The organism is Sphingomonas mucosissima (assembly GCF_002197665.1).
Taxonomy (GTDB): Bacteria; Pseudomonadota; Alphaproteobacteria; order Sphingomonadales; family Sphingomonadaceae; genus Sphingomonas; species Sphingomonas mucosissima.
In genome coordinates this window covers 189,889-215,112 of record NZ_NBBJ01000002.1, presented here as the reverse complement: position 1 = coordinate 215,112, position 25,224 = coordinate 189,889, and the positions used below count along the sequence as shown (strand labels likewise).

Genomic DNA, 25,224 nt, shown 5'->3' with positions numbered 1-25,224 from the left:
TGGTGGAGAAATTCGGCCGCTTCCAGCCTGTCCTCGGCCAGCAGCGATTTTCGCGCCGTGGATCGCCGGCTGGTTAAGCCGCGGGCAGGCTGAGGACGAAGCGGGCGCCCTCGCCCGGCGCGCTGTCGACCGTCAGGTCGCCGCCCATTGCGCGCGCCAGCCGCCGGGCAATGTAGAGCCCGAGGCCGCTGCCGCCGGGCTCGCTGGTATCGACGCGTTCGAACTTGGCGAAGATCCGCTCCTGATCGTCGAGCGCGATCCCCTTCCCCTGATCGGCGACGATCGCATAAACGCGATCATTGTCGCGCTGCAGCCGAAGCCAGACGATGGCATTGCGCGGCGAGTAGCGCACCGCGTTGCCGATCAGATTGACCAGGATCTGCAAGGTGCGGCGAAACTCGCCATGCGCCGGCATTGCACTGTCCAGATCGCCGCGATCGATCGTCACGCCCGCATTGGCCGCGCGAACCGAGAGCAGCCCGGCGGCGCGGCGGGTCACGTCGGCAAGATCGATCCCCTCGTCGTCGACGGTGAAATCCTCGCGCTCGATCGCCTCGATGTCCGACAGATCATCGATCAGGCCCATCAGGTGCCGGCCGGCGCTGGCAATGTCCGCGGCGTAATCGGCATATTGCGGGTCGATGTCGCCATCCACGCCGGCGTTGATGCTGTCGGCATTGGCGACGATCTGCCCCAACGGGCGGCGCAGGATCGTGTCGAGCCGATGATGGAACAGCCCGCCGATCTCCGCGTCGGGCGCCGACGCCGGGCTCGGGTGATGATAGGTCGCGCCAACGAAGCCGCCGAAGCCCCCACCGCGGTCGAGCCGGACATGGCCCGCCAGCAGCACCCGCGTGCCCGTGACGTTCAGCACCGCAGGTTGATCCGAGAAATCGTCCAAGGAAGCGACCGCTTCCAGCAACGACAGCGCGCCTTCTTCGCTACTTTCGAGCGAAAACAGCTTCGTCAGCGGCTGTCCCATCACGGAGGCGCGATCCAGCCCGTGATCCATGCCGGCCCGCATCAGCAGCTGCTCGAACTTGAGCTTGGCATCCACCGACCACGTCCAATCGCCGCCGGGCGGCGGGGGCAGCACGGCGCCGAGCACGGACGGGCGCCAAGCCGGTCGCTCGCGGATCAGCGACAGGGCGAGCGCGACACCGTTGCCAGCGGGCGCCGCGCGCACCCAGCAATCGAGATCCTGGTCGGCATCGGCAATCGTGACCGCACGCGCGATCGGGACTCCCAGCCGCCGGGCGAGACGCACCAGCGACGCGAGCGGCGGCGCGGCGAGTCGCTCGCCCAGCGCACCACCGGCGCGTGCGTTCAGCGCCGCAAAGGACGGATCGGCATCGACCAGCCGATCGTCGCCATCCAGCGTTGCGGTAAACGTGGGCGTGTCGATCACCACGCCAACGCTCGATCTGGCGCTCGATCCGGCGTTCGCTCGAGCGCACGTTGGGCCTCGCGAAACTGGCGCGGAAGCGCCATCGGCGCCAGCCCCTCCGCCGCCTCCGGCGCAGCGATGGCGGCGATCGCGTCCAGCCGGTCGGCAAACGCATCGAGATCACGCCGCGGGTCGGCATCGGCCAGCAGGAACCCGATGCGGGCGATTGCTGCCCGCTCTAGATCAACCCCGCGCAAGGCCACCCAGAACCGATCGTCGTGCGGATCGAGCACCAACGCGCGCACCTCGACGAAATCGAGGGCAAGCGCCTGAGACAATAGGGCGATGAACAGCGCGAGGTGCCCCTCCTCCAGCGCAGCGATCAATCGCTCGGCAAGGTCAGCGCCATTGGCGCCGAGCGCGGCGACCAGCCGATCGGCCGCTGCCTCCAGCCGATCCTGATCGTCATCGCCCGCCATGCTGCGCTGCGCCGCCTGGGCAATGGCGCGATCGACCAGGATTTGCTGCCCGCCCTCCACAGCCCATTGCTCACGGAGCGCCGCCGCCACCCACCAAAGCAGCTTTTCATGAAGAGCAAGAGGCAGATCGGCACGCCATTCGGCCTGGCGGCGTGCCTCTGCCTGCCCATAGGCCATGGCCGCGCGGGACAGCCCGTCATCGCCGCTGGCGACCCATTCGGCCAGCAGCGTGGGCTCGGCAGCGGGCACGCGATTGGCGCGCAACGCCTCGCTCACCATATCCTGCCGAACGCGGGCAAACAGCTCCTCCATCAACGCGCGGTCGCGCAACAATCCTGATCCGTGCAGGCGGCGCGAGACGGCCGCGGCGGCTTGATCGGGTGACGTTCCCCCGGCGTGGTCAACAGCATGGCCGGGCAATTGATCCGCGACGTCGCGCGCAAGATCATGCGCCATCGCCAGCACCGTCATGCGCAAGGTCGCCGCCGCAGCAGCGCGGGTGCGATCGTCCAGCCGATCGGCATCGCTCAGGAAGAGATCCTGGATCTGCGCCGCAAGCCGCGAGTCGGCACGCGAAGCGGCAGCCGCGGCGTGCGCCCAAAAGGCGGCCGAGCCCGGCTCCGGGGCCCGCATAGCATCGCTGTGATCGACCGACATAAGAGCCCCCGTAAAGCCGGTCACGTTAAGGGGCTGCTAAACTCGGGCGCGAAGTGCTTCAATAGCGAGCGCCAATGTCACGGTGGCGTAAAGTGCTGCGCCGGCGAGCCCGAGGAACGGCAGGCCGACGACCGTGCCGACCGCCAGCGTCACCAGATAACCGGGCGCATCCCCCCACCCGATCGGCCGTGCGACCGGCGCGGCGCGGTGCCCGAGCGCCCCGGCGACCACCAGGGCCAGCGCCAGGACTCGCGCGGTCAATTCCCCACTTTGGGCATCGAGCGCGTGGCCGAGCAGCAAGGCTGCCACGGCCGGCACCCCAAGCACCACTCCCGACATCGCACGGGCAAGCACGTCCTCGTCGCGCAGCCAGGCAAAGGTGGCGACCAGCGTGGCCAGGGTGACGGTGAATACGGCAAGGAGGAGCCCGACGGTGAGCTGATCGAACCATAAAGCGGCAAGGGCGCCGATCGCGGCTGCGGCTGTGCCGCCGGCCAGCGCCGCCGTCGGCACATGGCGCCGCATGAGCCAGGGCATGGCGACGCGGGCCAATGGGCGAACCAGCCAGCGATTGAACCAACCGGGCCGCGCGGCGAGCGTCGCGCCGACAACCGCGCGGCTGCGCGATTCCAGCGTGTCGCGGCGCGTTTCAATCCCGTGCCCGCCCCCCGGCTCGCCATCGGCCAGCACCAGCCGAAGCGCGCCCGCCTGCGCCGCGACATGAAGCAGCGAGGATTGCACGTCATAATCGCGCGGCATGGCAGCGACCTCCGCCAGCCGCTCGCGATCAAGACGTGCGATCCCGGCCCAGGAATCGCCGCCGCCGATCAACTCATAGCCGGCGTCCGCCTCCGCCTCCGGGATCACCAAGAGGACGTCGCCTTGTTCGCGCGCGAGCGGCACGAGCACCGATTCGGTGGTGATCAATCCATCGGCGAGCACCAGGAGGCGCGACAGTGGATGGAGGCGCGCGGCCGCCTCGCCCGCACTGCGCACGGTATCCACCGCAACGCCGCGCCGGCCGATGCGGGCAACGGCGCCGAGCAGCTCGGGCGTCAGGCGGGCGACCACCACCACGATCTGCGACACGCCGGCCGCCACGAGCAGCCGCGCCTGATATTCGATCACCGTCATGCCGGCGAACGGCAGCGTCCCCGCAAGCGCGCCCGTCGGCTCGTCAGCATCCTGTACGGCAAAGATCAGCCCTGCGAGCATCGCGCGCTGTTAGGGGCTGCCGGTATTCTGGGCAATCGGTACTCTGGGCAATCGGCAAGCCGATGCAAAAGCGGCGCAAATGCGCGTGGAGGCTAAAGCCGCGCAACCGCCTGGCGCAAGCGCTTCACCATGGCGGGATCGCCGACCGGGCGGCGCGTCGCTTCCGTCGCGAGCGCGACCAGGCGAACGGCGCCAAAGCTGGCGGCGAGGCCCTTCAGACGCCAGGTGGCGGCGCGCCATGCGTCCTCGTCCTGCGCGCTTTCGATCGCGGCGAGGCCGCGGTGCGCGCTTTCCACGAACGCCGCGCGCAGTTCGGCGATCAACGCAGGGTCATCCCCCACCGCCGCCGCCAACGCGGCGTCGATTGCACCTGGATCGATCGCCATGGGCACGACGCTACGATGAAACGCTTAACCGCAAGTTGCCGCTATTCGCTTTGAAGAGGGGGATTTCATGGTACATCTCGCGCCATGACCGGGGGGCAGACGATCACCGACATTCGTGCGCACGACGCCAGCGAAACGACCGACACCAGCGCAGCGGACGTGCCGGCGGAAGCTGTCGCGCCCGCCGAATGGGCCGCGCCGGAAGAGCACGGCGTGCCCGAAGGCGTGGCGCCGGCATCGCCGTGGGAGCATGCGGCGCCGATTGCGCTGGTCGCGGTGTCGCTGGTCTGGGTCAGCGTGCTGCTCTGGCTGGCGCGCGATCAGCTTGGCGGCATGAGCGCGCTCGATGTTTCGCAATTCGCTGCGGCGCTCGTTGCCGTTCCGGCGCTGGCTGGCATTGTCTGGCTGATCCTGCTGCGCACCAGCCGAACGGAGGCGCAGCGCTTCACCGCAACGGCGCACGCCATGCGCGAGGAAGCGGCGGCGCTGGAATGGCTGGTCGCGTCGCTGACGGGCACGCTGGAGGAAAACCGCGGGCGGCTGGCCGAACAGACGCGGCAGATCGGCGCGATCGGCAATGAGGCCAATGCCCGGCTGGCAGCGATCGGCCGCGGCCTTTCCGAAGAGATCGACCAGGCGGACGTGCATGCCCGCTCGCTGGCCGAAGCCGCGGGCAAGGCACAGGAGAGCCTGTCGTCCCTGCTCGACGCGATGCCTAAGGCGCAGGCGGAGGCCGAGGCGCTGATCGGCCGGATCGAGAATGCCGGAACCACCGCAGGGCAGCAGGCGGCGGCGCTGGAGGCGCAGATCGCCGCCTTGACCGAGCGCGGGCGCGAGGCGGAGACAGCGGCCGAAGCCGCGGCGCACAAGCTGGCGGATCACCTCGCCCGGATGGAGGACACCAGCGCCACGGCCGGTGCGCGGCTGGAAGCGGTGACGGGCGAAATGTCGTCGGCGATCGACGCGCTGCTCGGTCGCACCGCCGATGCGGTAGAGGAATCGCGCAAGGGGCTGTCGGCGCAGGCCGATGCCATGCTGGCGATGGTCAACACCAACCAGGCCGCGCTCGACACGGCGGCGCGCGAAAGCGCCGAGGCGCTGGCCGAGCGGGTGGCGCGGATCGAGGCAGTGATCGAGCGCATCGCCGAGCGGCTGGATAGCCAGCGCGCGGCGGGCGACGGGCTGGTCGGCGACCTGGAGGGCGGCATTGCGCGGGTCGAGGACCGGCTGGAGCGGCTGCACCATCAGGGCGTCGAGCGATCGCAGACGCTGGCGGCGTCGATCAGCGCGCTAGGCGGTTCGGCGGATGCGATGACGCAGGCGCTCGCGGCGGGTGATGCGATGGCGACCAAGGCGATCAGCACGACCGAAGCGCTGCTGCTGGCGCTGGACGCCGCCGCGCGCGAGATCGACGAAACGCTGCCGGCGGCGGTCGATCGGCTCGATTCGCGCGTGATCGCCGCCAAGCAGGTGGTGGCAGCGGCAAAGCCCGAGCTGCTCGCGCTGGTGACGGCGGCGGAGAGCACGCATTCGGCGATCGAAGCGATCGCGCAGGTGATCGCCGACCAGCGCGGCAACGTCGACATGCTCACCGGCAATTTGCTGGAAACGCTGGCGACGGGGCGGGCGAAGGCCGATGCGATGGGGCAGATGGTGGACGAGGCCGCCGATCGGGCCAATCGCTTCGCCGAGGAAGCGGCGCCGCGGCTCATCGAGATGCTGCTGCGGGTGCGTGACACTGCGAGCCAGGCGGCGGAGCATGCGCGCGAAGTGCTGGGCCGCGTGATCCCGGAAGCGGCGGACGCGCTGGGGAAGTCGGGCGCCGACGCACTGCGCCGCGCGGTCAATGCCGGGCTCGACACGCAGATCCACCAGATTGCCACCACCGCCGAGATCGCGGTGAAGGCGGCGTCGCAAGCGGCCGACCGGCTCGACGAGCGGCTGCGGGAGATCGAATCGCTATCCGCGTCGGTGGATTCGCAGATCGAGCGGGCGCGCACCGAGCGCGAGGAGCAGGAGCTGGAAAGCTTCGCGCGCCGCGCCTCGCAGCTGATCGAGGTGCTGAACTCGGCCTCCATCGACATTACGCGCCGCTTCTCGGCCGATGTGTCGGACAGCGCCTGGGCCGCTTATCTGAAGGGCGATCGCGGGGTCTTCACGCGCCGCGCGGTGCGCCTGCTGGAAGAGGTGGATCAGCGCCAGATCGCGACATACTATCATGAGGATGAGGCGTTCCGCGATCAGGTGAACCGCTACATCCATGATTTCGAGGCAATGCTGCGCGTGATCCTGACGCAGCGCGATGGATCGCCGCTGGGCGTGACATTGCTATCGTCGGATATGGGCAAGCTCTACGTGGCGCTGGCGCAGGCGATCGAACGGCTCAACTGATCGCGCGCCGCGCGCGACGACGGACGGGCCAGCTTCAGGCAATTGGCGGAGCCGGATGCGGTAAGCCGCTGTTTCGTGAGGCCTGGCTCGAGTTCCAAAGGAGGAGCCGGCTGCGGGCGGGCGGCGCTCCCGCCCGATCCGTCAGTATTTGGTCATGTCCACCATGTCGGGCGTGATCCAGCCGTAGATGTAATTGGCGTAGAACAGCACAAACAGGATGGAGGCGGCGATCGTTACCCGCAGCGCGACCTTGCCTGGGGCGAATTCATGCGGGGCGCTATCGGCCTGCCCCGCCACCCGCTCCATACCCGCCTCCTCGCTGGTGCGTACCCCGAAGGGCAGCACCAAGAAGACCGAGAACGTCCAGAACAGGATGTAGATGGCCAGCGCCGACGTCCACCGCATGGCGCGTCAGATCTCCAGCAGCATGACGTCGACAATCGGCTTCTTGCCGGTCCAGCGGGTCACACAGCGGCGCACCGCGAGGCGCACGTCCTCACGCAGGCGGTCGCGATCGCGTCCGCCGGTGCGAACAGCCTCTGCCGCGGCATCCTCCGCCTCGGCGATGAAAGCAGCGCGTTCCTCCTCGACCGGAATGCCTTGCAGGCGAACCTGCGGCGTGCCGGCGAGACGCCCACGATCGGTCACCGCCACGGCTACCGAGACCTGGCCGTGCAGGCCGAGCCGCCGCCGCTCGTTGATGGTCGCACCGTCGGCGGGCAGGATCACGTCGCCGTCGAGCACGAGCCGGCCGACCGGCGCATTCCCGATCTTTTCCGGCGCGCCGGGGGCAAGCCTGACCAGATCGCCGTCGGTCTGCACGATCGCCTGCGGGATGCCCTGGGCCAGGCCGAACCGCGCCTGTTCCATCAGGTGGCGCATTTCACCGTGGACGGGCACCAGCACGCGCGGGCGCAGCCACTTGTAGATCTGCGCCAGTTCCGGCCGGCCGGGATGGCCGGACACGTGAACGTGCGCCTGCCGGTCGGTCACCATCTCCACGCCGCGACCGGCGAGCAGGTTCTGGATGCGGCCGATCGCCACTTCGTTGCCCGGGATCTGCTTGGACGAGAAGATCACCGTATCGCCGGCATCAAGCTTGATCGGGTGCGACCCCTCGGCGACGCGCGCCAGGGCCGCGCGCGGCTCGCCTTGCCCACCGGTTGCGACCACCAGCACCTGATTGCGCGGCAGGCGCATCGCGTCGTCCGGCGTGATCGTATCGGGCAGGTTTTTCAGATAGCCGCAGGCGCGCGCCACCTTAATGATCCGATCGAGCGAGCGACCTGCGACGCACAAGGCGCGCCCGGTCTCCTTCGCCACCTCGCCCAGCGTCTGCAGGCGCGCGGCGTTCGACGCGAAGGTGGTGACGAGCACGCGCCCACGCGCCTTGGCGATCGTCTCCAGAAGGCCGGTGCGAACCTCGCTTTCCGACCCGGACGCCTCTGCATTAAAGACGTTGGTCGAATCGCAGACCAGAACGTCGATGCCCTTGTCGCCGATCGCGGTCAGCTCTTCGGCCGAGGCAGGCGTGCCGATGACGGGCGCCGCGTCGAGCTTCCAGTCGCCGGTGTGGAACACGCGGCCAGCCGGCGTGTCGATGATCAGCGCGTTGGCTTCGGGGATCGAGTGCGACATGGGCACGAATTCGAAATCGAACGGCCCTACCTTGAAGCGCTCACCCGGCTGGATGACGCGCAGATCGATGCGATCGGCGATGCGCTCCTCCTCCAGCTTGTGGCGGATGAGGCCGGCGGTGAATGGCGTCGCGTACAATGGCACGCCCAGATCATCGGCGAGATAGGGAAGCGCGCCGATATGATCCTCGTGCCCGTGGGTGATGACGATGCCATCCAGCGCCTCCAGCCGATCCTCGATGAAGGTCAAGTCGGGGAGCACGAGATCAATGCCGGGATATTGGTGATCGGCAAAGGTGACGCCGCAATCCACCATCATCCAGCGGCCACGCGCGCCATACAGGTTCACGTTCATTCCGATCTCGCCGGAGCCGCCAAGGGCACAGAAGAGAAGTTCGTTGTTCTTGGAAATTGTATTCATCCTTGATTCCCGCCCCTGACCTCCGCCGGGGACGTGAGCGCATCCGCGCCGCATTCTGCTGGCCTCGTTATCTGGGGGAGGCCCCTGCCCCAATCTCTTGCGTCATCCCGGAGATGATCCGGGGTCCATGTCTCCACGCGAGCTGCGCGCTCAAACGTAGCGAAGCGCTCACGGCGCCTTGGACCCGGGCTCAAGCCCGGGATGACGAGTGAATCTCAACCGGCAATATGGGCGCGCTCCCACATGATCGCCAGCCCCTGGATCGTGAGATCGGGCTCGATCGCGTCGAAGACGTCGGTATGCTGCTCGAACAAGGTGGCGAGCCCGCCGGTGGCGACGACCTTGGCCGGGCGCCCGATCTCCGCCTTCATGCGCATGACCAGCCCCTCGATCATCGCGATATAGCCCCAATAAATGCCGATGTTCATCTGATCGACGGTGTTGCGGCCGATCACGCCGACATTGCCCTTGGGCGCCTCGATCGCGATGCGCGGCAGCTTGGCGGCGGCATTCACGAGCGCGTCGAGCGACAGGTTGATGCCCGGCGCGATGATGCCGCCCTTATAGGCGCCATTGAAGTCCGACACGTCCAGCGTGGTGGCCGTGCCGAAGTCGATCACGATCAGGTCGCCAGCATGAAGCGCGTGGGCGGCGATGGTATTCACCGCGCGGTCCGCGCCGAGGCTCTGCGGCTCGTCCACGTCGAGCGCGACGCCCCATTCCACGGGCGGCTTCCCGGCAATCAGCGGTTCGTGGCCGAAATATTTGGTCGACAGCACCTCGAGATTATGGAGCGCCCGCGGCACGACCGTGGAGATGATCACGCCTTCGACGTCGGCGCGCTGATACCCTTCCAGCGTGAGCAACTGGCTGAGCCAGACAGCATATTCGTCCGCCGTGCGGCGCGGATCGGTCGCGATCCGCCAGCGCGTCTTGATCTCGCGTCCCTGAACGAGCGCAAAGACGATGTTGGTGTTCCCTGCATCAATCGCGAGCAGCATCTAACCCCTCCGTTATACCAGGAACACGTCGCCGGCATGGACGACATGCACGCGGCCGTCCGCCAAGCGCAGCCGTAGCGCGCCATCGGGAGCAAGGCCATCATATGCGCCCACGATGGTGCTGCCATCCGCCAGATTGGCGTGGAGCAGCGTGCCGGGGGCGTGCGCCTGCGCTTCCCACCGGGCGATAACGGGCGCGAGGCCTTGCGTGCGCCAGATCCCGAGCCAGCGGGCGAATTCAGCGGTGAGATGATCGTAGAGCTCGGCCGCCGAGTGGATCCACAATCGCCCCGCGAGGCTGGCGGTCTGGCGGCCTTCGATCGAGGGATGGCTGGCGAGATTGACGCCGAAACCCGCGACGATAGCATCGCCGTTACGCTCCAGCAGGATGCCGGCGAGCTTCGCACCGTCCAGCAGGAGATCATTGGGCCATTTGATCGTCACGGCTGGGCAGCCCAGCACGCTGATCGTCTCCGCCAGCGCCACGGCGCAGACCAGCGCCAGCGACGCGGGCGAGGGATCGTCGGGACGGGCACGCACCAACGCGCTGGCGTAGAGATTGCCCGTGGGTGAGCTCCACGGGCGACCCTGTCGGCCGCGGCCGGCGGTCTGGCGCTCTGCGCGAAGCCAGGTCCCCTCCTCCTCGCCTTGGGCAGCCAGCGCGAGGAGATCGGCATTGGTGGAGCCGGTTTCGGCGACCGTGAGGATTCGAGTCAGAGCGGCGGCACTCAGAACAAGGCTTGCGCCGCCGCCATGGTCCAGGCGCTCAGCAGCGGAATGGCGAGGTAGCCGAGCGGCGACACCGCAACGGCCGCGATCGCGATCAGCCCGCCCTCGAGCTTGTCGCCCTCCCCGAACGCCGCGGCGGGCTCATCGAAGTACATCGTCTTGACGACGCGCAGGTAATAATACGCGCCGATCGTGCTGGCCGCGATGCCGACCACCGCGAGCGGAAAGAGCCCGGCGCGGACCGCCGCGTCGAACACTGCGAACTTCGCCCAGAAGCCGAACAGCGGCGGGATGCCCGCAAGGCTGAACATGAAGATCGCCAGCGCCGCTGCGAGGCCCCGCCGCGTGCGCGACAGGCCGGCGAGCGAGGCGATCGTCTCGACCGGTTGGCCGTCTGCACCGCGCATCTGGAGCACGACAAGGAACGAGCCGAGCGTCATGACGACATAGATCGCCATATAGGTCAGCACCGCGGCGACACCCTCGGGCGTGCCGGCCGCGAGGCCGATCAGCGCGAAGCCGACATTGTTGATCGACGAATAGGCAAGCAGCCGCTTGATGTTGCTCTGCCCGATCGCAGCGACCGCACCGAAGATGATCGAGGCGAGCGCCGCGAAGATCACGATCTGGCGCCATTGCGCATCGGCGGGGCCCATCGCCTCGATCGCCACGCGAACGGCGAGGCCCATCGCCGCGACTTTAGGCGCGGAAGCGAAGAAGGCGGTGACCGGCGTCGGCGCGCCTTCATAGACGTCCGGCGTCCACATGTGGAACGGCACGGCGCTGATCTTGAAGGCGAGGCCGGCGAACACGAAGACGAGGCCGAACAGGAGGCCGATCGACTTCCCGTCACCCGCAAGCGAGGCGCCGGCATAGGCGCCAGCGATCTCGTCGAACAAGGTCGAGCCGCTGAACCCATAGACCAGGCTGATGCCGTACAGCAGGATGCCGCTGGCGAGCGCGCCGAGCACGAAATACTTGAGGCCCGCCTCGGCCGAGCGTTGGTCCTGCCGCATGAAGCTGGCCAGAACGTAAGCCGCGAGGCTCTGCAGCTCCAGGCCGATGTACAGCGTGAGCAAGTCTCCGGCGGACACCATGATGCCCATGCCGATTGCGGAAAGCAGGATCAGCACGGGATATTCCGGGCGAAGATCATCGCCCGCGGTGCGCTCAAAGAAGGACGGGGCGAGGAGGATCGCCACCGCGGCAGCGAGATAGATCAGCACCTTGCTGAAGCCGGCGAAGGCATCGGCGCGGTACATGCCGCCAAAGGCGTTGCCGCCCGTCGTCGCCGGACCGATCAGCGCGAGGCAGGCGCCCAGCAGCACGGCAACAGCCGCCCAGGAGATGGCGCGCGTTGCCGAGGGCTGCGCCCAGGCGGACACCATCATCAATGCCAGCGCACCGAGCGCCAGCACGATTTCGGGAAGGGTCATCGCGACCTGCGATGCGTAATCCATCAGTGCGCCTCCCCATGGGCGTCAGAAGTGGGCGCGGCATGCCCCTCGGCGTGGGCGGCCGGGATCACCCCCGTACCCGGCGTCGGGCGCGAATCTCCTGCGGGCTGCGCACGCTCGATCCGGGCGAGCAGCCGCGCGGTATCGGCGCGCATCGGCGCCAGGAAGCTTTCGGGATACACGCCCATCCACAGCACGACGGCGGCGATCGGCGCGAGCAACCACAATTCGCGGCTCGACAGGTCCGGCATGACGCGAACCTCTTCGGACTTGATCTCACCCCACACGACGCGGCGGTAGAGGTACAGCATGTATGCGGCGCCCAGAATGATGCTGGTCGTGCAGAGCAACGCGATCGTGGTCGACACCTGATAGGTACCCATCAGCGCCAGCAGTTCGCCGGGGAAGTTGCTGGTGCCCGGCAGGCCGATCGAGGCCATGGTGAACAACAGGAACAGGATCGCGTAGCGCGGCATGTTGTTGGCGAGGCCGCCGTAGCGCGCGATCTCACGGGTGTGCAGGCGATCGTAGATCACGCCGACGCACAGGAAGAGCGCTCCCGAGACGAGGCCGTGGCCGAGCATCACGAGCATGGCACCCTCGATGCCCTGCGCGTTGAACGCGAACAGGCCGATGGTGACGATCGCCATGTGTGCAACCGACGAATAAGCGATAAGCTTCTTCATGTCGGACTGCACCAGCGCGACGAGGCTGGTGTAGACCACCGCGACTGCGCTGAGGCCGAAGACGAGCCAGACGAGCTGCGCCGAGGCTTCGGGGAACATCGGGATGCTGAAGCGCAGGAAGCCATAGCCGCCGAGCTTCAGCAGCACGCCGGCCAGGATCACCGAACCGGCGGTCGGCGCCTGCACGTGCGCGTCGGGCAGCCAGGTGTGGACCGGCCACATCGGCATCTTCACCGCAAAGGAGGCGAAGAAGGCGAGCCACAACCACGTCTGCACTTCCGGCGGGAAATCATAGTTCATCAGCGCCGGGATCGACGTCGTGTCCGCCGTGATGCTCATGTAGAGCATGGCGATGAACATCAGCAGCGAGCCGAGCAGCGTGTACAGGAAGAACTTGTACGACGCGTAGATGCGGTTCGCGCCGCCCCAGATGCCGATGATCAGGAACATCGGGATGAGGCCGGCTTCGAAGAAGATGTAGAACAGGAAGATATCCTGCGCCGCGAAAGTGCCGATCATCAGCACCTCGGTCAGCAGGAACGCCGCCATATATTCGGGCACGCGCTTCTCGATCGCCTGCCACGAGGCGCCGATGCAGATCGGCATCAGGAAGACGCTCAGCGCGATCAGCAGCAGCGCGAAACCGTCAATGCCGAGCGCCCAGGAGAAGCGGCCAAAGACCGGAGCATATTCAACGAACTGCCACTGTGCGCCGCCGATGTCGAAGCTCAGCCACAGGATCACGCCCAGCGCGAGATCGGCCAGCGTCGCGGCGAGCGCGAGCCACCGTGCGCTCTGCGCGGACAGGAAGAGGCAGGCGACCGCGGCAATGGCCGGGATCGCGAGCATCACGGAGAGGATCGGGAAGGATGTCACGACTTAACGTCCGTTCGCCCTGAGCTTGTCGACAGGCAGGCCGCCTGCGGAAGAAACACGGGCTTCGACATGCGCAGCCCGAACGGTGTGGAGGTGGGGCGCGTCATCCTGCGATCACCCAGGTTGCGGCGGCGGTGAGGCCGATCAGCATCACGAACGCATAGGTATAGACATAGCCGGTCTGGATCCGCCCGGCGAGGCGGCTGGACAGCGCCACCACCCAGGCCGAGCCATTCGGCCCGAAGCGATCAATCGCACCCTCATCGCCCTTATGCCAGAGCAGGCGGCCGATCGCGAACGCAGGGCGGACGAAGAGCAAGTGATAGAGCTCGTCGAAATACCATTTATGCGCGATGAAATTGTAGAGCACGTCAAAGGTCGCCGTGAAGCGTCCCGGAATGTCGGTGCGCCAGATGTAGGCCATCCAGGCAACCGCCAGGCCGATGATCATGACGATCGTCGCGGCGAGCTTCACCAGCAGCGGCACTTCATGCATTTCATGCATGAGATGCTCGTTGAAGAACAAGCTGCCGCGCCAGAACGTCTCACCCGCCTCCGGCTCGATGAACCAATGGTGGAAGACGAAGCCGGCAAACACCGCGCCGAGCGAGAGAACGATCAGCGGGATCAACATGACAAGCGGGCTCTCGTGCGGATGGTAGCCCGCCGTGCCGGTGGGCACCTCGTCTGCGCCGGCGCCATGCGCGTGCGGAGAATGGCCCGCATCCTCATGCGCGACCCCGCCGCCATGCGCCTCGGCGCCATGATCGTCGGCGTCGTGGACCGGATGGTCATGATTGTGATCGTGCACGGCGTGCTGGATATGCTCCGACCCTGCCCAGCGCGGCGTGCCCCAGAAGGTGAGGAACATCAGGCGCCACGAGTAGAAGCTCGTCAGCAGCGCAGCAAAGGTGCCGACCCAGAAGGCGCCCTGCCCGCGACCCGACGCCCAGGCCACTTCGAGGATTGCGTCCTTCGAGTGGTAGCCAGCGAAACCACCCACGCCATAGATACCGACGCCGGTGATCGCGAGCGTGCCGAGTAGCATCGCCCAGAAGGTGATGGGGATGTGCTTCCGCAGGCCGCCGTAAAAGCGCATGTCCTGTTCGTGGTGCATGGCATGGATGACCGAGCCGGCGCCGAGGAACAACAGCGCCTTGAAGAAGGCGTGCGTGAACAGGTGGAACATCGCCGCGCCGTACGCGCCGACGCCCGCCGCGAAGAACATGTAGCCGAGCTGCGAACAGGTCGAATACGCGATCACGCGCTTGATGTCTGTCTGTGTCGTGCCGATCGTCGCGGCGAAGATGCAGGTGGCAGCGCCGATGCCGGTGACGACCATCAGCGCGGTCGGCGAGGCTTCGAACATCGGCGACAGGCGGCAGACCATGAAGACGCCGGCGGTAACCATCGTTGCGGCGTGGATCAGCGCCGACACCGGGGTCGGGCCTTCCATCGCGTCCGGGAGCCAGGTGTGCAGGCCGAGCTGCGCCGACTTGCCCATCGCACCGACGAACAAGAGCAGGCAGAGCACCGTCATCGTGTCGAAACGATAGCCGAGGAAGCCGATCGTGGAGCCGGCCATGCCGGGCGCCATCTCGAGGATCGCAGGGATCGAGACGGTGTCGAACACCAGATAGGTGCCGAAGATGCCGAGCATGAAGCCAAGATCGCCGACGCGGTTGACGACGAACGCCTTGATCGCGGCGGCCTGCGCGCTCGGCTTCTTGAACCAGAAGCCGATCAGCAGATAGCTGGCGAGGCCAACGCCTTCCCAGCCGAAGAACATCTGGATCAGGTTGTCGGCCGTCACCAGCATCAGCATGGCGAAGGTGAACAGCGACAGGTACGCGAAGAAGCGCGGCTGATCCGGGTCCTCGCTCATATAGCCCCAGCTATAGAGGTGGACGAGCGCCGAGACGCTGGTGATCACCACCAGCATCACCGAGGTCAGCGCATCGACGCGCAGCGACCAGGATGCGTCAAACGTACCCGAGGTGATGAAGTGCAGCACCGGCGTGACGGTGGCCGAAAGGCTGCCCGACATGAAGCCGAGGAAGATCGGCCACGACAGCGCGCACGACACGAACAGCGCGCCGGTGGTGATGCCCTTGGCGACGGTGCCCGGGATCGACTTGTTGCCGAAGCCAGCGACGATCGCCGCGAGCAGCGGCAGGAAGACGATGAAGAGGATCGATGTCACGGGTCGTTCAGCCCTTCATCCGGCTGGGATCATCAACCGAGATCGAGCCCCGGCCGCGGAAGAAGATAACAAGGATCGCAAGCCCGATCGCGGCCTCGCCGGCAGCGACCGTCAGCACGAACATCGCGAAGACCTGGCCGACGAGATCACCGAGCGCCGATGAGAAAGCGACAAGGTTGATGTTCACCGACAGGAGGATCAGCTCGATCGCCATCAGGATAACGATGATGTTCTTCCGGTTGAGGAAGATGCCGAGCACGCCCATCGTGAACAGCAGCGCGGCCACGACGAGATAGTGGATGAGGCCGATCGATCCGGTCACAGCTGCACCCCCTGTCCGATTTCCGGCCGCATGTTGCGGGTCGCATCCTGCGGACGGCGCGCGATCTGCTGCGAGATGTTCTGCGGGCGCACGCCCTGACGCTGACGATGGGTCAGCACGATCGCCCCGATCATCGCCACCAGCAGCACGAGGCCGGCGCCTTCGAAGACGAAGAGGTAGCGCGAGTAGAGGAGGTTGCCGATCGCCTGGATGTTCGGGATCGTCGGGTCGACGGGTGCGCCGCGGCGGGCAAGATCGACGCCGCCAGCGCTCCAGGCGCCGACTGCGATCACGATCTCCGCGACCAATGCCACGGCCAGCACCAGCCCGATACCGAAGTAGCGGACGAACCCGGCCCGCATCTGCGCGAAGTCGATGTCGAGCATCATGACGACGAACAGGAACAGCACCGCGACCGCACCGACATAAACGATGACGAGCAGCATCGCGATGAACTCGGCGCCGGCGAGCACCATGAGACCGGCGGCGTTGAAAAACGCCAGGATCAGCCACAGCACGCTGTGCACCGGATTGCGCGAGGCGATCGTCATCGCGCCCGATATGAGCACCACGACCGCGAAAAGATAAAAGGCGAAGGCCTGAATCATGCCGCCACCCCTGCGAACCGTTCCATCATCGCGCGCCGCCTACCGATATGCCGCGTCGGCGGCAATGTTTGCCGCGATCGCGCTTTCCCAGCGATCACCGTTATCGAGCAGCTTGGCCTTGTCGTAGATCAGCTCCTCGCGCGTCTCGGTCGAGAATTCGAGGTTCGGCCCCTCGACGATCGCGTCGACAGGGCAAGCTTCCTGGCACAAGCCGCAATAGATGCACTTGGTCATGTCGATGTCGTAGCGCGTGGTACGGCGGCTGCCGTCTTCACGCGGCTCGGCCTCGATCGTGATCGCCAGCGCCGGGCACACGGCCTCGCACAGCTTGCACGCGATGCAGCGTTCCTCGCCATTGGGATAGCGGCGCAGCGCATGTTCGCCGCGGAAGCGCGGGCTGATCGGGTTGCGCTCGAACGGATAGTTGATCGTCGCCTTTGGCTTGAAGAAATACTTCAAGGTCAAAGCGTGCGCCTTCACGAACTCCCAGAGAGTGAAGGCCTTGATCGTCGATGCGATACCCATATCAGATCCCAACCCGGTTCAGCATCAGAACGCCGGACACGAGGAATACCCAGAACAGTGACACCGGGAGGAAGACCTTCCAGCCCAGCCGCATCAGCTGGTCGTAACGATACCGCGGCACCGTCGCCTTCACCCAGCTGAAGCAAAAGAAGAAGAACAGCGTCTTGGCGAACAGCCAGATGATGCCTGGCACGTAGTAAAGCGGCGCCCAGTCGATCGGAGGCAGATAGCCGCCCCAAAACAAGGTCGCGTTCAGCACGCACATCAGGATGACGTTGGCGTATTCACCCAGCCAGTAGAGCGCGAAGCTCATCGACGAATATTCGGTCTGATAGCCCGCGACGAGCTCCGATTCCGCCTCGGTCAGATCGAACGGGGCGCGCTGTGTCTCCGCCAGCGAGGAGATGAAGAACATCACCGCCATCGGGAACAAGAGCGGGTTCAGGAAAAAGCCGTTGATTGGCGTGTTCAGCACGCCGCGCTGCGCCTCAACGATCCCGGTCAGGTTGAAGGTGCCCGCCCACATCACGATCGAGATCAGAATGAAGCCAATCGCGACTTCATAGCTGACCATCTGCGCCGCGGCGCGGATCGCGGAGAAGAACGGATATTTGGAGTTCGACGACCAGCCGGCGAGGATGATGCCGTATACGCCGAGCGACGAGGCTGCGAGGATATAGAGCAGGCCGACGTTGATGTCGGCGAGCACCACACCAATGTCGAACGGCACCACCGCCCAGACGATCAGCGCCACCGTGAAGGTGATGATCGGCGCCATCAGGAAAAGCCCGCGGTTGGCCGCCGCCGGGATGATGGTTTCCTGCAGGAACACCTTCAAGCCGTCCGCAAAGGATTGCATCAGGCCAAAGGGGCCAACCACGTTCGGCCCGCGCCGCAGCGCCATTGCCGCCCAGATCTTGCGATCGGCATAGATGATCATCGCCACTGCCAGCATCAGCGGCAGCGCGATGACAAGGATGCCCACGATCGTGGCCAGGAACCACGCCCAGCCATAAGGCAGGCCAAGCGTTTGATTGAAAAAGGCGGTCATTCCGCGGCCTCCGCGAAGGTTTCGCCGTGCACCAGTTCAGTCGAGCAGCGCTGCATCGTCGGCGACGCGCGGCAGATCGCGTTGGTGAGATAGAAGTCCTTGATCGGATATCCCTCCAGCACGCCTTCGGCCCGGGTCTCCAGTGCCGGCGGGTTCCAGGCAAAGGTCAGCAGACCCTCGTTGGCGAGTTCCGGGCAATCGAGCGCCATTGCCGCGCGCAGCTCGTCAAACGTGTCGAACGGCAGCGGGCGGCCCAGCGTTTCCGACAGAGCGCGGAAGATCGTCCAATCCTCCCGCGCGTCGCCCGGCGCGAACACGGCGCGATTGCCGCGCTGTACCCGGCCTTCCAGGTTCACATAAGTTCCGAACTTCTCGGCATAGCTTGCGCCCGGCAGCACAACATCGGCCGCCGCTGCACCCTTGTCGCCATGGTGGCCGACATAGACCTTGAAGCCGGTGAAGCGCGTGAAATCACACTCATCAGCGCCAAGGAAGAAGGCGAGCTTTGCATCGTAAAGCGCGGAAATCCCAGCCTTTTGCGCGTAGCCCAGCAACAACCCGCCCATGCGGCTTGCCGCCATGTGGACGACGTTGAAGCCGTTCCAGCCGTCCTTGATGAGGCCAAGCTTCTCGACCAACCCGAGCGCCGCACCGTGTGCGCCCTTGAGCGCGCCGCCACCGACGATCACGGCGGGTCGCTCGGCCTTGCCGAACGCCTCCGTCACCGCTTCTGGCAACTCGCCGAGCACCGCCAGGTCGTTGCCGAGCCATTCGACCTTGTAGGTCAGCTCGGTCTCCGGGCCGATCGCCCACACCTTGGCGCCGCGCTTGATCGCCTTGCGTATGCGCGTGTTGACCAGGCTGGCTTCCCAGCGAAGGTTGGTGCCGACCAGCAGGATCGCGTCCGCCCGCTCGATGCCGGCGATGGTGGTGTTGAAGTTCACGGCCGCAAGGCTGGACGTGTCATAGTCCATGCCCGTCTGCCGCCCTTCGAGCAGCGACGAGCCCAAGTCCTTCAAGAGCGCCTTGGCCGCGAACATCGTCTCGCAATCCACGAGATCGCCGGCCACCGCGGCAACGCTGTCGCCGGCCGACTTCGCGACGTTTGCTATGAGCCCGAACGCCTCGTCCCAGCTCGCCCCGACCAGCTTGCCATCGCGGCGGACGAAGGGACGATCAAGACGACGACGGACGAGGCCATCAACCGCGTGGCGCGTCTTGTCGGTCGCCCACTCCTCGTTCACGTCCTCGTTCACGCGCGGGAGAGAGCGCAGAACCTGGCGACCACGGCTGTCGAGCCGGATGTTGGTGCCGACCGCGTCCATCACGTCGATGGTCAGCGTCTTGCGCAGCTCCCACGGGCGCGCTTCGAACGAATAGGGCTTGGACGTGAGCGCTCCGACCGGGCACAGATCGACGACATTGCCCGACAGTTCGCTCGTCACCGCCTTTTCGAGGTAGGACGTGATCTGCATGTTCTCGCCGCGATAGATCGCGCCGATTTCCTCCACACCGGACACTTCTTCCGCAAAGCGGACGCAGCGCGTGCATTGGATGCAGCGGGTCATGATCGTCTTGACGATCGGCCCCATGTACTTCTCGGTGACGGCGCGCTTGTTCTCCTGGAAGCGGCTGTGGCCACGTCCATAGGCAACCGCCTGGTCCTGCAAATCGCACTCGCCGCCCTGATCGCAGATCGGGCAATCGAGCGGGTGGTTGATCAGCAGGAATTCCATGATGCCCTCGCGGGCATGCTTCACCATCGGCGAGGTGGTGAAGACTTCCTGGTTATCCGCCGCCGGCAGCGCGCACGACGCCTGCGGCTTGGGCGGGCCGGGCTTCACCTCGACAAGGCACATGCGGCAGTTGCCGGCGATGCTCAGCCGCTCGTGATAACAGAAACGCGGGATTTCCTTGCCAGCCGCTTCGCACGCCTGGAGCACAGTAGCTCCCTGCGGCACTTCGACCTCGATCCCGTCTACCTTCAGCTTGGGCATTATTCTGCAGCTTCCTGCATGGGGGCGAGACCGCCGCCCTTACGATCGGTGATGCGGCGTTCCAGCTCGGGGCGGAAATGCTTGATCAGGCCCTGGATCGGCCATGCCGCGGCGTCGCCAAGCGCGCAGATCGAGTGACCCTCGACCTGCTTGGTGACTTGCTGGAGCATGTCGATCTCGCCGATCTCGGCGTCGCCGGTGCGCAGCCGCTCCATGACGCGCCACATCCAGCCGGTGCCTTCGCGGCACGGCGTGCACTGGCCGCAGCTCTCATGCTTGTAGAAGTACGAGATACGGCTGATCGCGCGGACCACGTCCGTGGACTTGTCCATGACGATGATCGCCGCGGTGCCGAGACCGGAGCCGACCGCCTTCAGGCCGTCGAAGTCCATCGGCGCGTCCATGATCTCCTTGGCGGGGACCAAGGGGACCGAGGAGCCGCCAGGGATCACAGCCAGAAGGTTATCCCAGCCGCCGCGAATGCCGCCGCAGTGCTTTTCGATCAGCTCGCGGAACGGGATGCTCATCGCTTCCTCAACCACGCAGGGCTTTTCGACATGCCCGCTGATCTGGAACAGCTTGGTGCCGCGATTATTCTCCGCGCCGAAGCTGGCGAACCATTCCGCGCCGCGCCGCAGGATCGTCGGGGCGACGGCGATGCTCTCGACATTGTTGACCGTCGTGGGGCAGCCGTAGAGGCCGGCGCCGGCCGGGAACGGCGGCTTCAGGCGCGGTTGGCCCTTCTTGCCTTCCAGGCTCTCGATCATCGCGGTTTCTTCGCCGCAGATGTAGGCGCCGGCGCCGCGATGGACGAAGACGTCGAAATCGTAGCCCGAGCCGCAGGCGTTCTTGCCAACGAGGCCGGCGTCATATGCCTCCTGCACGGCGGCAAAGAGCGTCTCCGCCTCACGGATATATTCGCCGCGAATGTAGATGTACGCGGCGCGCGCGCGCATCGCGAAGCCGGCGACCAGCGCGCCTTCGATCAGCTTGTGCGGATCGTGACGGATGATCTCGCGGTCCTTGCACGAACCAGGCTCGGATTCGTCGGCGTTGATGACCAGGAAGCTCGGCCGCTCGGGGCTCGGCGTCTTGGGCATGAACGACCATTTGGTGCCGGTCGGAAAGCCCGCACCACCGCGACCGCGCAGGCCCGAGGCCTTCATCACGTCGATGATCTTGTCCTGCCCTAGCTCGAGCAGCGCCTTGGTATTGTCCCAGTCACCGCGGCCGCGTGCGGCCTGCAGCGTCCATGGCTGATAGCCATAGAGATTGGTGAAGATGCGGTCCTTGTCCGTCAGGGACGTGATGACGCTCATGCGCTCGCTCCCACGGCAGGGCTGTTCCACTCGTTACGGTAATCGTGATTCTCGTTCACCATGGCGGTGAGCGTGGTCGGGCCGCCGAGCGGCTCCACCGTATGCCGGCCGGGCTCCTGCGTGCCGGCCTTGAGCTGCTCGCCGCGCGCCAGCGCGTCGAGGATCGCGACCGTGCGATCGTAGTCGAGATCTTCGAAATTGTCGTCGTTGATCTGGACCATCGGTGCCGAGGCGCAATTGCCCATGCACTCGACCTCGGTGAGCGTGAACAGGCCGTCGGGCGTCGTCTTGCCCTTGATCAGCCCCTTGTTCTTGCAGGCGGCGAACACATCGTCGGACCCGCGCAGCATGCACGGCGTCGTGCCGCAGACCTGCACATGATAGCGGCCGACGGGCGCAAGATTGAACATCGTGTAGAAGGTCGCGACTTCGAACACCCGGATGTACGGGACGCCGATCTCGCGGGCGACGAACTCGATAACCGGCACCGGCAGCCAGCCCTGCGTGTTCGTCTCCGCCCCGACCTGGCGCTGGGCCAGATCGAGCAACGGGATCGACGCGGACTGTTCACGGCCGGCGGGGTAGCGCGCGAGGATCGCATTGCGCTTTCCGCGATTCTCTTCCGTCCACTGGAAGTTGCTCCAGCGGGCGCGGACCTCGGCCTCGTCAGGGATCTGGGGAGCGTCAGCCATCAGCGGTCACATTCACCAAAAACGATATCCATCGCGCCGAGAATGGCGGTGGTGTCCGCGAGCATGTGGCCGCGGCTCATGAAATCCATTGCCTGAAGGTGCGAAAAGGCGGTCGGCCGGATCTTGCACCGGTACGGCTTGTTGCTGCCGTCCGACACCAGATAGACGCCGAACTCACCCTTCGGGCTTTCCGTTGCGACATACACTTCGCCGGCAGGCACGTGGAAGCCTTCGGTGAAAAGCTTGAAGTGGTGGATCAACGCTTCCATCGACTGCTTCATCTCGCCGCGGTGGGGCGGCACGACCTTGCGATCGAGGCTAGCGATCGGTCCTTCCGGCATTTCGGCGAGGCACTGCTTCATGATCCGCGCGGACTGGCGGACCTCTTCGACGCGCACCATGAAGCGATCGTAGCAATCACCGCGGGTGCCCACCGGGACCTCAAAGTCCATCTTCGCATAGACGTCATAGGGCTGCTGCTTGCGCAGATCCCAGGGGATGCCAGCGGCGCGGATCATCGGCCCCGAAAAGCCCCAGCGGATCGCATCGTCACGGCTGACGACCCCGATGTCGACATTGCGCTGCTTGAAGATGCGATTGTCGGCCACGAGGCTGATCGCGTCCTCGAACAGCACCGGCAGGCGATTATCGAGCCAATCGGCTATATCCGTCAGCAGCTTGAGCGGCACATCCTGGTGCACGCCGCCGACGCGGAAATAGTTCGCGTGCATACGAGCGCCCGACGCGCGCTCGTAGAAGTTCATGCAGTCTTCGCGAAGCTCGAACAGCCAGAGGTTCGGCGTCATCGCGCCGACGTCCATCACATGACTGCCCAGATTGAGCATGTGGTTCTTGATGCGCGTCAGCTCGGCGAAGAACACCCGCAGATATTGCGCGCGGAGCGGCACCTCGAGATCGAGCAGCTTCTCGATCGCGAGCACAAAGGTGTGCTCCATGCACATCGGCGAGCAATAATCGAGGCGATCGAAATAGGGGATCGCCTGCTGATAGGTCTTGTACTCGATCAGCTTCTCGGTGCCGCGGTGAAGCAGGCCGACGTGCGGATCGATCCGCTCGACGATCTCGCCGTCCAGCTCCATGACGAGGCGGAGAACGCCGTGCGCCGCGGGGTGCTGCGGGCCGAAGTTGATCGTGTAATTCTGGATCGCGACCTCATCTTCGGTGCGATTGCCCTGGCCCATCTCGGCCAGCCGCTCCGTGGCGGGATCCATGCGATCATTAAGGACGGTATCGGTCACTGGTTCTGACCTCCCTTGCCGGGAATGACGTCGCGATCAGCGGGCTTCTCGCCGATATGCGGGTGCGGCTTGCCAGCACCGGTGTCAGCCGTGCCGCTCGCCTGATCCTTTGCATAAGGCTCACTGGACGCGCCGGCGGCCTGGGTCGGCGACTGTGCGACGCCGGCCTTTTGCACCTGATCCGCGCTGAGCGGGGTCGGTGCACCCTTTGCCTCGGGCAAAGCGCCCTTTTCATCGCCCGGGAGGACGTACTCCGCCCCTTCCCAAGGGCTGGTGAAATCAAAGGTGCGGAAATCCTGCGCGAGCTTCACCGGCTCATAGACAACGCGCTTCACCTCTTCCGAATAGCGCATCTCGACATAGCCGCTGAGCGGGAAGTCCTTGCGCTGCGGGTGCCCGCGGAAGCCATAATCGGTAAGGATACGCCGGAGATCGCGGTTACCCGCAAACAGCACGCCGTACATGTCGTACACTTCGCGCTCATACCAGCCCGCAACCGGCCACATCTCCGTAACGGACGGGACAGGCGTGTCTTCGGACGCCGTGACATGGACGTGCAGGCGATGATTGCGCGTGAGCGACAGGAGGCAATAAACGACCTCGAACCGCTCGGCACCGCGATCGGGATAGTCGACGCCAGCGATGTCCATCAGCTGCTGATATTCGAGGCCCGGCGTGTCGCGCAGCGCAGTCAGCGCAGCGATCAGGTGATCGCGATGCACGTGCAGCTGAATCTCGCCGACATGCGCGAACGCATCGATCAGCCCCTGCGGGATGGCTGCACGGGCTGCGTCCAGCGTGGCGTCGTTGAGATGTGCCGCCCAGGCAGGTGCCGGCGCCCTCACCGTTCGATGCTCCCGCTGCGGCGGATCTTCCGCTGCAATTGCATGATGCCGTACAGCAGCGCCTCGGCGGTCGGCGGGCAGCCCGGCACGTAGATGTCGACCGGCACCACGCGGTCGCAGCCGCGCACGACGCTGTAGCTATAATGGTAATAGCCGCCGCCATTGGCGCACGAGCCCATCGAGATGACGTACTTCGGCTCCGACATCTGATCGTAAACGCGGCGCAGCGCCGGCGCCATCTTGTTGCAGAGCGTGCCGGCGACGATCATCACGTCCGATTGGCGCGGGCTAGCGCGCGGGGCGGCGCCGAAGCGCTCCAGATCGTAGCGCGGCATGTTGACGTGGATCATTTCCACCGCGCAGCAGGCGAGACCGAACGTCATCCACCACAGCGAGCCCGTGCGCGCCCACTGGAACAGCTCCTCCGTGGAGGTGACAAGAAAACCCTTGTCGGTGAGTTCGCCGTTCAGATCATGGAAGAAGCCGGGATCGGGCTGAACAAGGCCCGTCCCGCTGGAGATGGCGCGCGCGTCGCGCGGGAGTTCGACGGGGCCGGAGTGCATGGTCATTCCCAATCCAGTGCGCCCTTTTTCCAGGCGTAAACGAGGCCAAGCGCAAGCTCGCCAATGAAGATCATCATGCTGATCCAGGCCGTCCAGCCGAGATCGAACACGCTGACTGCCCATGGAAATAGGAACGCAGCCTCAAGATCAAAGATGATGAAGAGGATCGCAACTAGATAAAAACGCACGTCAAATTGCGCGCGGCTGTCCTCGAACGCGGGAAAACCGCATTCGTATTCGCTCAGCTTCTCGACCGACGGCTTGTATGATCCGGTGAGGCGGGAAACCGCAATGGGCAGAAATACGAACGCCGACGAAAGCACGAGTGCCACGCCGAGGAACATCAGGATCGGCAGGTATTGCGACAGGTCAACCATCGGCGCTCTCTCGGGGCTTTTCTCGCACGGGCGAACGGAACGGGGGCGCTTTAGGCCCCCCGGGCGAACGGGGCAAGGCATGGGGCCCGTGAGAATCACTCGCAACTCCGCGGGGGTGGCTGCAATTCCTGGCATCGGCTA

23 protein-coding genes are annotated in these 25,224 nt (G+C 65.8%); 1 reads left to right on the top strand and 22 read right to left on the bottom strand.

Annotation, left to right across the window (positions count from 1 at the left end; genetic code table 11):
- Positions 1–73 precede the first annotated feature (73 nt).
- From SPMU_RS08175 to SPMU_RS08160, 4 genes are all read right to left on the bottom strand, one after another.
- On the bottom strand, positions 74–1,411 hold the full coding sequence (locus SPMU_RS08175; RefSeq protein WP_088333389.1) for a sensor histidine kinase: 1,338 nt from the start codon (positions 1,409–1,411) through the stop codon (positions 74–76).
- Complete coding sequence (locus SPMU_RS08170; protein ID WP_088333388.1) at positions 1,405–2,523, bottom strand: DUF2336 domain-containing protein; 1,119 nt, start codon at positions 2,521–2,523, stop codon at positions 1,405–1,407. The genes SPMU_RS08175 and SPMU_RS08170 overlap by 7 nt, the downstream gene beginning before the upstream one ends.
- A 36-nt stretch (positions 2,524–2,559) precedes the next feature.
- A complete protein-coding gene (locus SPMU_RS08165) occupies positions 2,560–3,738 on the bottom strand; it encodes a hypothetical protein (RefSeq protein WP_088333387.1) in 1,179 nt (392 codons plus the stop codon).
- Positions 3,739–3,830: 92 nt separating this feature from the next.
- Positions 3,831–4,124 carry an Hpt domain-containing protein gene (locus tag SPMU_RS08160; protein ID WP_088333386.1) on the bottom strand — a complete coding sequence of 98 codons (294 nt, stop codon included), beginning with the start codon at positions 4,122–4,124 and terminating at the stop codon, positions 3,831–3,833.
- An 84-nt stretch (positions 4,125–4,208) separates the two neighbouring features.
- Between SPMU_RS08160 and SPMU_RS08155 the strand changes: the two genes are divergently transcribed.
- The gene (locus SPMU_RS08155; protein WP_088333385.1) at positions 4,209–6,515 is read left to right on the top strand and encodes a coiled-coil domain-containing protein; all 2,307 of its coding nucleotides are present in this window, start codon (positions 4,209–4,211) and stop codon (positions 6,513–6,515) included.
- 141 nt (positions 6,516–6,656) lie between these two features.
- On the opposite strand, the gene SPMU_RS08150 is transcribed toward SPMU_RS08155, so the two are convergent.
- The 18 genes from SPMU_RS08150 to ndhC all read right to left on the bottom strand — a co-directional run bounded on the left by SPMU_RS08150 (position 6,657) and on the right by ndhC (position 25,083).
- The gene (locus SPMU_RS08150; protein WP_088333384.1) at positions 6,657–6,920 is read right to left on the bottom strand and encodes a DUF1467 family protein; all 264 of its coding nucleotides are present in this window, start codon (positions 6,918–6,920) and stop codon (positions 6,657–6,659) included.
- Positions 6,921–6,926: 6 nt separating this feature from the next.
- Positions 6,927–8,564, bottom strand: a complete 1,638-nt coding sequence (locus tag SPMU_RS08145; RefSeq protein WP_169715676.1) for a ribonuclease J — start codon at positions 8,562–8,564, stop codon at positions 6,927–6,929.
- 224 nt (positions 8,565–8,788) lie between these two features.
- Positions 8,789–9,574: a type III pantothenate kinase gene (locus tag SPMU_RS08140; RefSeq protein WP_088333382.1), complete on the bottom strand. Its 786-nt coding sequence runs from the start codon at positions 9,572–9,574 to the stop codon at positions 8,789–8,791.
- A gap of 12 nt (positions 9,575–9,586) precedes the next feature.
- Positions 9,587–10,282 (bottom strand): biotin--[acetyl-CoA-carboxylase] ligase, encoded by a 696-nt coding sequence (locus SPMU_RS08135; protein ID WP_088333381.1) that lies wholly within the window; start codon positions 10,280–10,282, stop codon positions 9,587–9,589.
- A 20-nt stretch (positions 10,283–10,302) separates the two neighbouring features.
- Entirely contained in the window at positions 10,303–11,763 is a 1,461-nt protein-coding gene (nuoN, locus tag SPMU_RS08130) for an NADH-quinone oxidoreductase subunit NuoN (RefSeq protein ID WP_088333380.1), read from the bottom strand.
- Entirely contained in the window at positions 11,763–13,322 is a 1,560-nt protein-coding gene (locus SPMU_RS08125) for an NADH-quinone oxidoreductase subunit M (RefSeq protein ID WP_088333379.1), read from the bottom strand. Before SPMU_RS08125 ends, nuoN begins: the two co-directional genes overlap by 1 nt.
- A gap of 103 nt (positions 13,323–13,425) precedes the next feature.
- Positions 13,426–15,525: an NADH-quinone oxidoreductase subunit L gene (nuoL, locus tag SPMU_RS08120; protein ID WP_088333378.1), complete on the bottom strand. Its 2,100-nt coding sequence runs from the start codon at positions 15,523–15,525 to the stop codon at positions 13,426–13,428.
- A 7-nt stretch (positions 15,526–15,532) separates the two neighbouring features.
- On the bottom strand, positions 15,533–15,835 hold the full coding sequence (gene nuoK / locus SPMU_RS08115) for an NADH-quinone oxidoreductase subunit NuoK (RefSeq protein WP_088333668.1): 303 nt from the start codon (positions 15,833–15,835) through the stop codon (positions 15,533–15,535).
- Positions 15,836–15,843: 8 nt separating this feature from the next.
- On the bottom strand, positions 15,844–16,455 hold the full coding sequence (locus SPMU_RS08110) for an NADH-quinone oxidoreductase subunit J (RefSeq protein WP_088333377.1): 612 nt from the start codon (positions 16,453–16,455) through the stop codon (positions 15,844–15,846).
- 39 nt (positions 16,456–16,494) lie between these two features.
- Positions 16,495–16,980: an NADH-quinone oxidoreductase subunit NuoI gene (gene nuoI / locus SPMU_RS08105; RefSeq protein ID WP_088333376.1), complete on the bottom strand. Its 486-nt coding sequence runs from the start codon at positions 16,978–16,980 to the stop codon at positions 16,495–16,497.
- Position 16,981: 1 nt separating this feature from the next.
- The gene (nuoH, locus tag SPMU_RS08100; protein ID WP_088333375.1) at positions 16,982–18,031 is read right to left on the bottom strand and encodes an NADH-quinone oxidoreductase subunit NuoH; all 1,050 of its coding nucleotides are present in this window, start codon (positions 18,029–18,031) and stop codon (positions 16,982–16,984) included.
- A complete protein-coding gene (gene nuoG / locus SPMU_RS08095; RefSeq protein ID WP_088333374.1) occupies positions 18,028–20,028 on the bottom strand; it encodes an NADH-quinone oxidoreductase subunit NuoG in 2,001 nt (666 codons plus the stop codon). Before nuoG ends, nuoH begins: the two co-directional genes overlap by 4 nt.
- Entirely contained in the window at positions 20,028–21,347 is a 1,320-nt protein-coding gene (gene nuoF / locus SPMU_RS08090) for an NADH-quinone oxidoreductase subunit NuoF (protein ID WP_088333667.1), read from the bottom strand. Before nuoF ends, nuoG begins: the two co-directional genes overlap by 1 nt.
- Positions 21,344–22,039 carry a complex I 24 kDa subunit family protein gene (locus SPMU_RS08085; RefSeq protein ID WP_088333373.1) on the bottom strand — a complete coding sequence of 232 codons (696 nt, stop codon included), beginning with the start codon at positions 22,037–22,039 and terminating at the stop codon, positions 21,344–21,346. Before SPMU_RS08085 ends, nuoF begins: the two co-directional genes overlap by 4 nt.
- Positions 22,039–23,241, bottom strand: a complete 1,203-nt coding sequence (locus tag SPMU_RS08080; RefSeq protein WP_211275761.1) for an NADH-quinone oxidoreductase subunit D — start codon at positions 23,239–23,241, stop codon at positions 22,039–22,041. The genes SPMU_RS08085 and SPMU_RS08080 overlap by 1 nt, the downstream gene beginning before the upstream one ends.
- Positions 23,242–23,294: 53 nt before the next feature.
- Positions 23,295–24,143 (bottom strand): NADH-quinone oxidoreductase subunit C, encoded by an 849-nt coding sequence (locus SPMU_RS08075; RefSeq protein WP_088333372.1) that lies wholly within the window; start codon positions 24,141–24,143, stop codon positions 23,295–23,297.
- Entirely contained in the window at positions 24,140–24,706 is a 567-nt protein-coding gene (locus SPMU_RS08070; RefSeq protein WP_088333665.1) for a NuoB/complex I 20 kDa subunit family protein, read from the bottom strand. The genes SPMU_RS08075 and SPMU_RS08070 overlap by 4 nt, the downstream gene beginning before the upstream one ends.
- A 2-nt stretch (positions 24,707–24,708) precedes the next feature.
- A complete protein-coding gene (gene ndhC / locus SPMU_RS08065; protein WP_088333371.1) occupies positions 24,709–25,083 on the bottom strand; it encodes an NADH-quinone oxidoreductase subunit A in 375 nt (124 codons plus the stop codon).
- Positions 25,084–25,224 lie beyond the last annotated feature (141 nt).

Bases quoted from the DNA above. Each gene is read 5' to 3' on its own strand.
- SPMU_RS08160 (WP_088333386.1), bottom strand. From the start codon at position 4,124: ATGGCGATCGATCCAGGTGCAATCGACGCCGCGTTGGCGGCGGCGGTG.
- SPMU_RS08070 (WP_088333665.1), bottom strand. From the start codon at position 24,706: ATGCACTCCGGCCCCGTCGAACTCCCGCGCGACGCGCGCGCCATCTCC.
- SPMU_RS08140 (WP_088333382.1), bottom strand. From the start codon at position 9,574: ATGCTGCTCGCGATTGATGCAGGGAACACCAACATCGTCTTTGCGCTC.
- SPMU_RS08085 (WP_088333373.1), bottom strand. From the start codon at position 22,039: ATGGCTGACGCTCCCCAGATCCCTGACGAGGCCGAGGTCCGCGCCCGC.
- nuoG (WP_088333374.1), bottom strand. From the start codon at position 20,028: ATGCCCAAGCTGAAGGTAGACGGGATCGAGGTCGAAGTGCCGCAGGGA.
- SPMU_RS08080 (WP_211275761.1), bottom strand. From the start codon at position 23,241: ATGGGCCAGGGCAATCGCACCGAAGATGAGGTCGCGATCCAGAATTAC.
- nuoI (WP_088333376.1), bottom strand. From the start codon at position 16,980: ATGGGTATCGCATCGACGATCAAGGCCTTCACTCTCTGGGAGTTCGTG.
- nuoH (WP_088333375.1), bottom strand. From the start codon at position 18,031: ATGACCGCCTTTTTCAATCAAACGCTTGGCCTGCCTTATGGCTGGGCG.
- nuoN (WP_088333380.1), bottom strand. From the start codon at position 11,763: ATGGATTACGCATCGCAGGTCGCGATGACCCTTCCCGAAATCGTGCTG.
- SPMU_RS08165 (WP_088333387.1), bottom strand. From the start codon at position 3,738: ATGCTCGCAGGGCTGATCTTTGCCGTACAGGATGCTGACGAGCCGACG.
- SPMU_RS08150 (WP_088333384.1), bottom strand. From the start codon at position 6,920: ATGCGGTGGACGTCGGCGCTGGCCATCTACATCCTGTTCTGGACGTTC.
- nuoF (WP_088333667.1), bottom strand. From the start codon at position 21,347: ATGAGCGTCATCACGTCCCTGACGGACAAGGACCGCATCTTCACCAAT.
- ndhC (WP_088333371.1), bottom strand. From the start codon at position 25,083: ATGGTTGACCTGTCGCAATACCTGCCGATCCTGATGTTCCTCGGCGTG.
- SPMU_RS08170 (WP_088333388.1), bottom strand. From the start codon at position 2,523: ATGTCGGTCGATCACAGCGATGCTATGCGGGCCCCGGAGCCGGGCTCG.
- SPMU_RS08110 (WP_088333377.1), bottom strand. From the start codon at position 16,455: ATGATTCAGGCCTTCGCCTTTTATCTTTTCGCGGTCGTGGTGCTCATA.
- SPMU_RS08155 (WP_088333385.1), top strand. From the start codon at position 4,209: ATGACCGGGGGGCAGACGATCACCGACATTCGTGCGCACGACGCCAGC.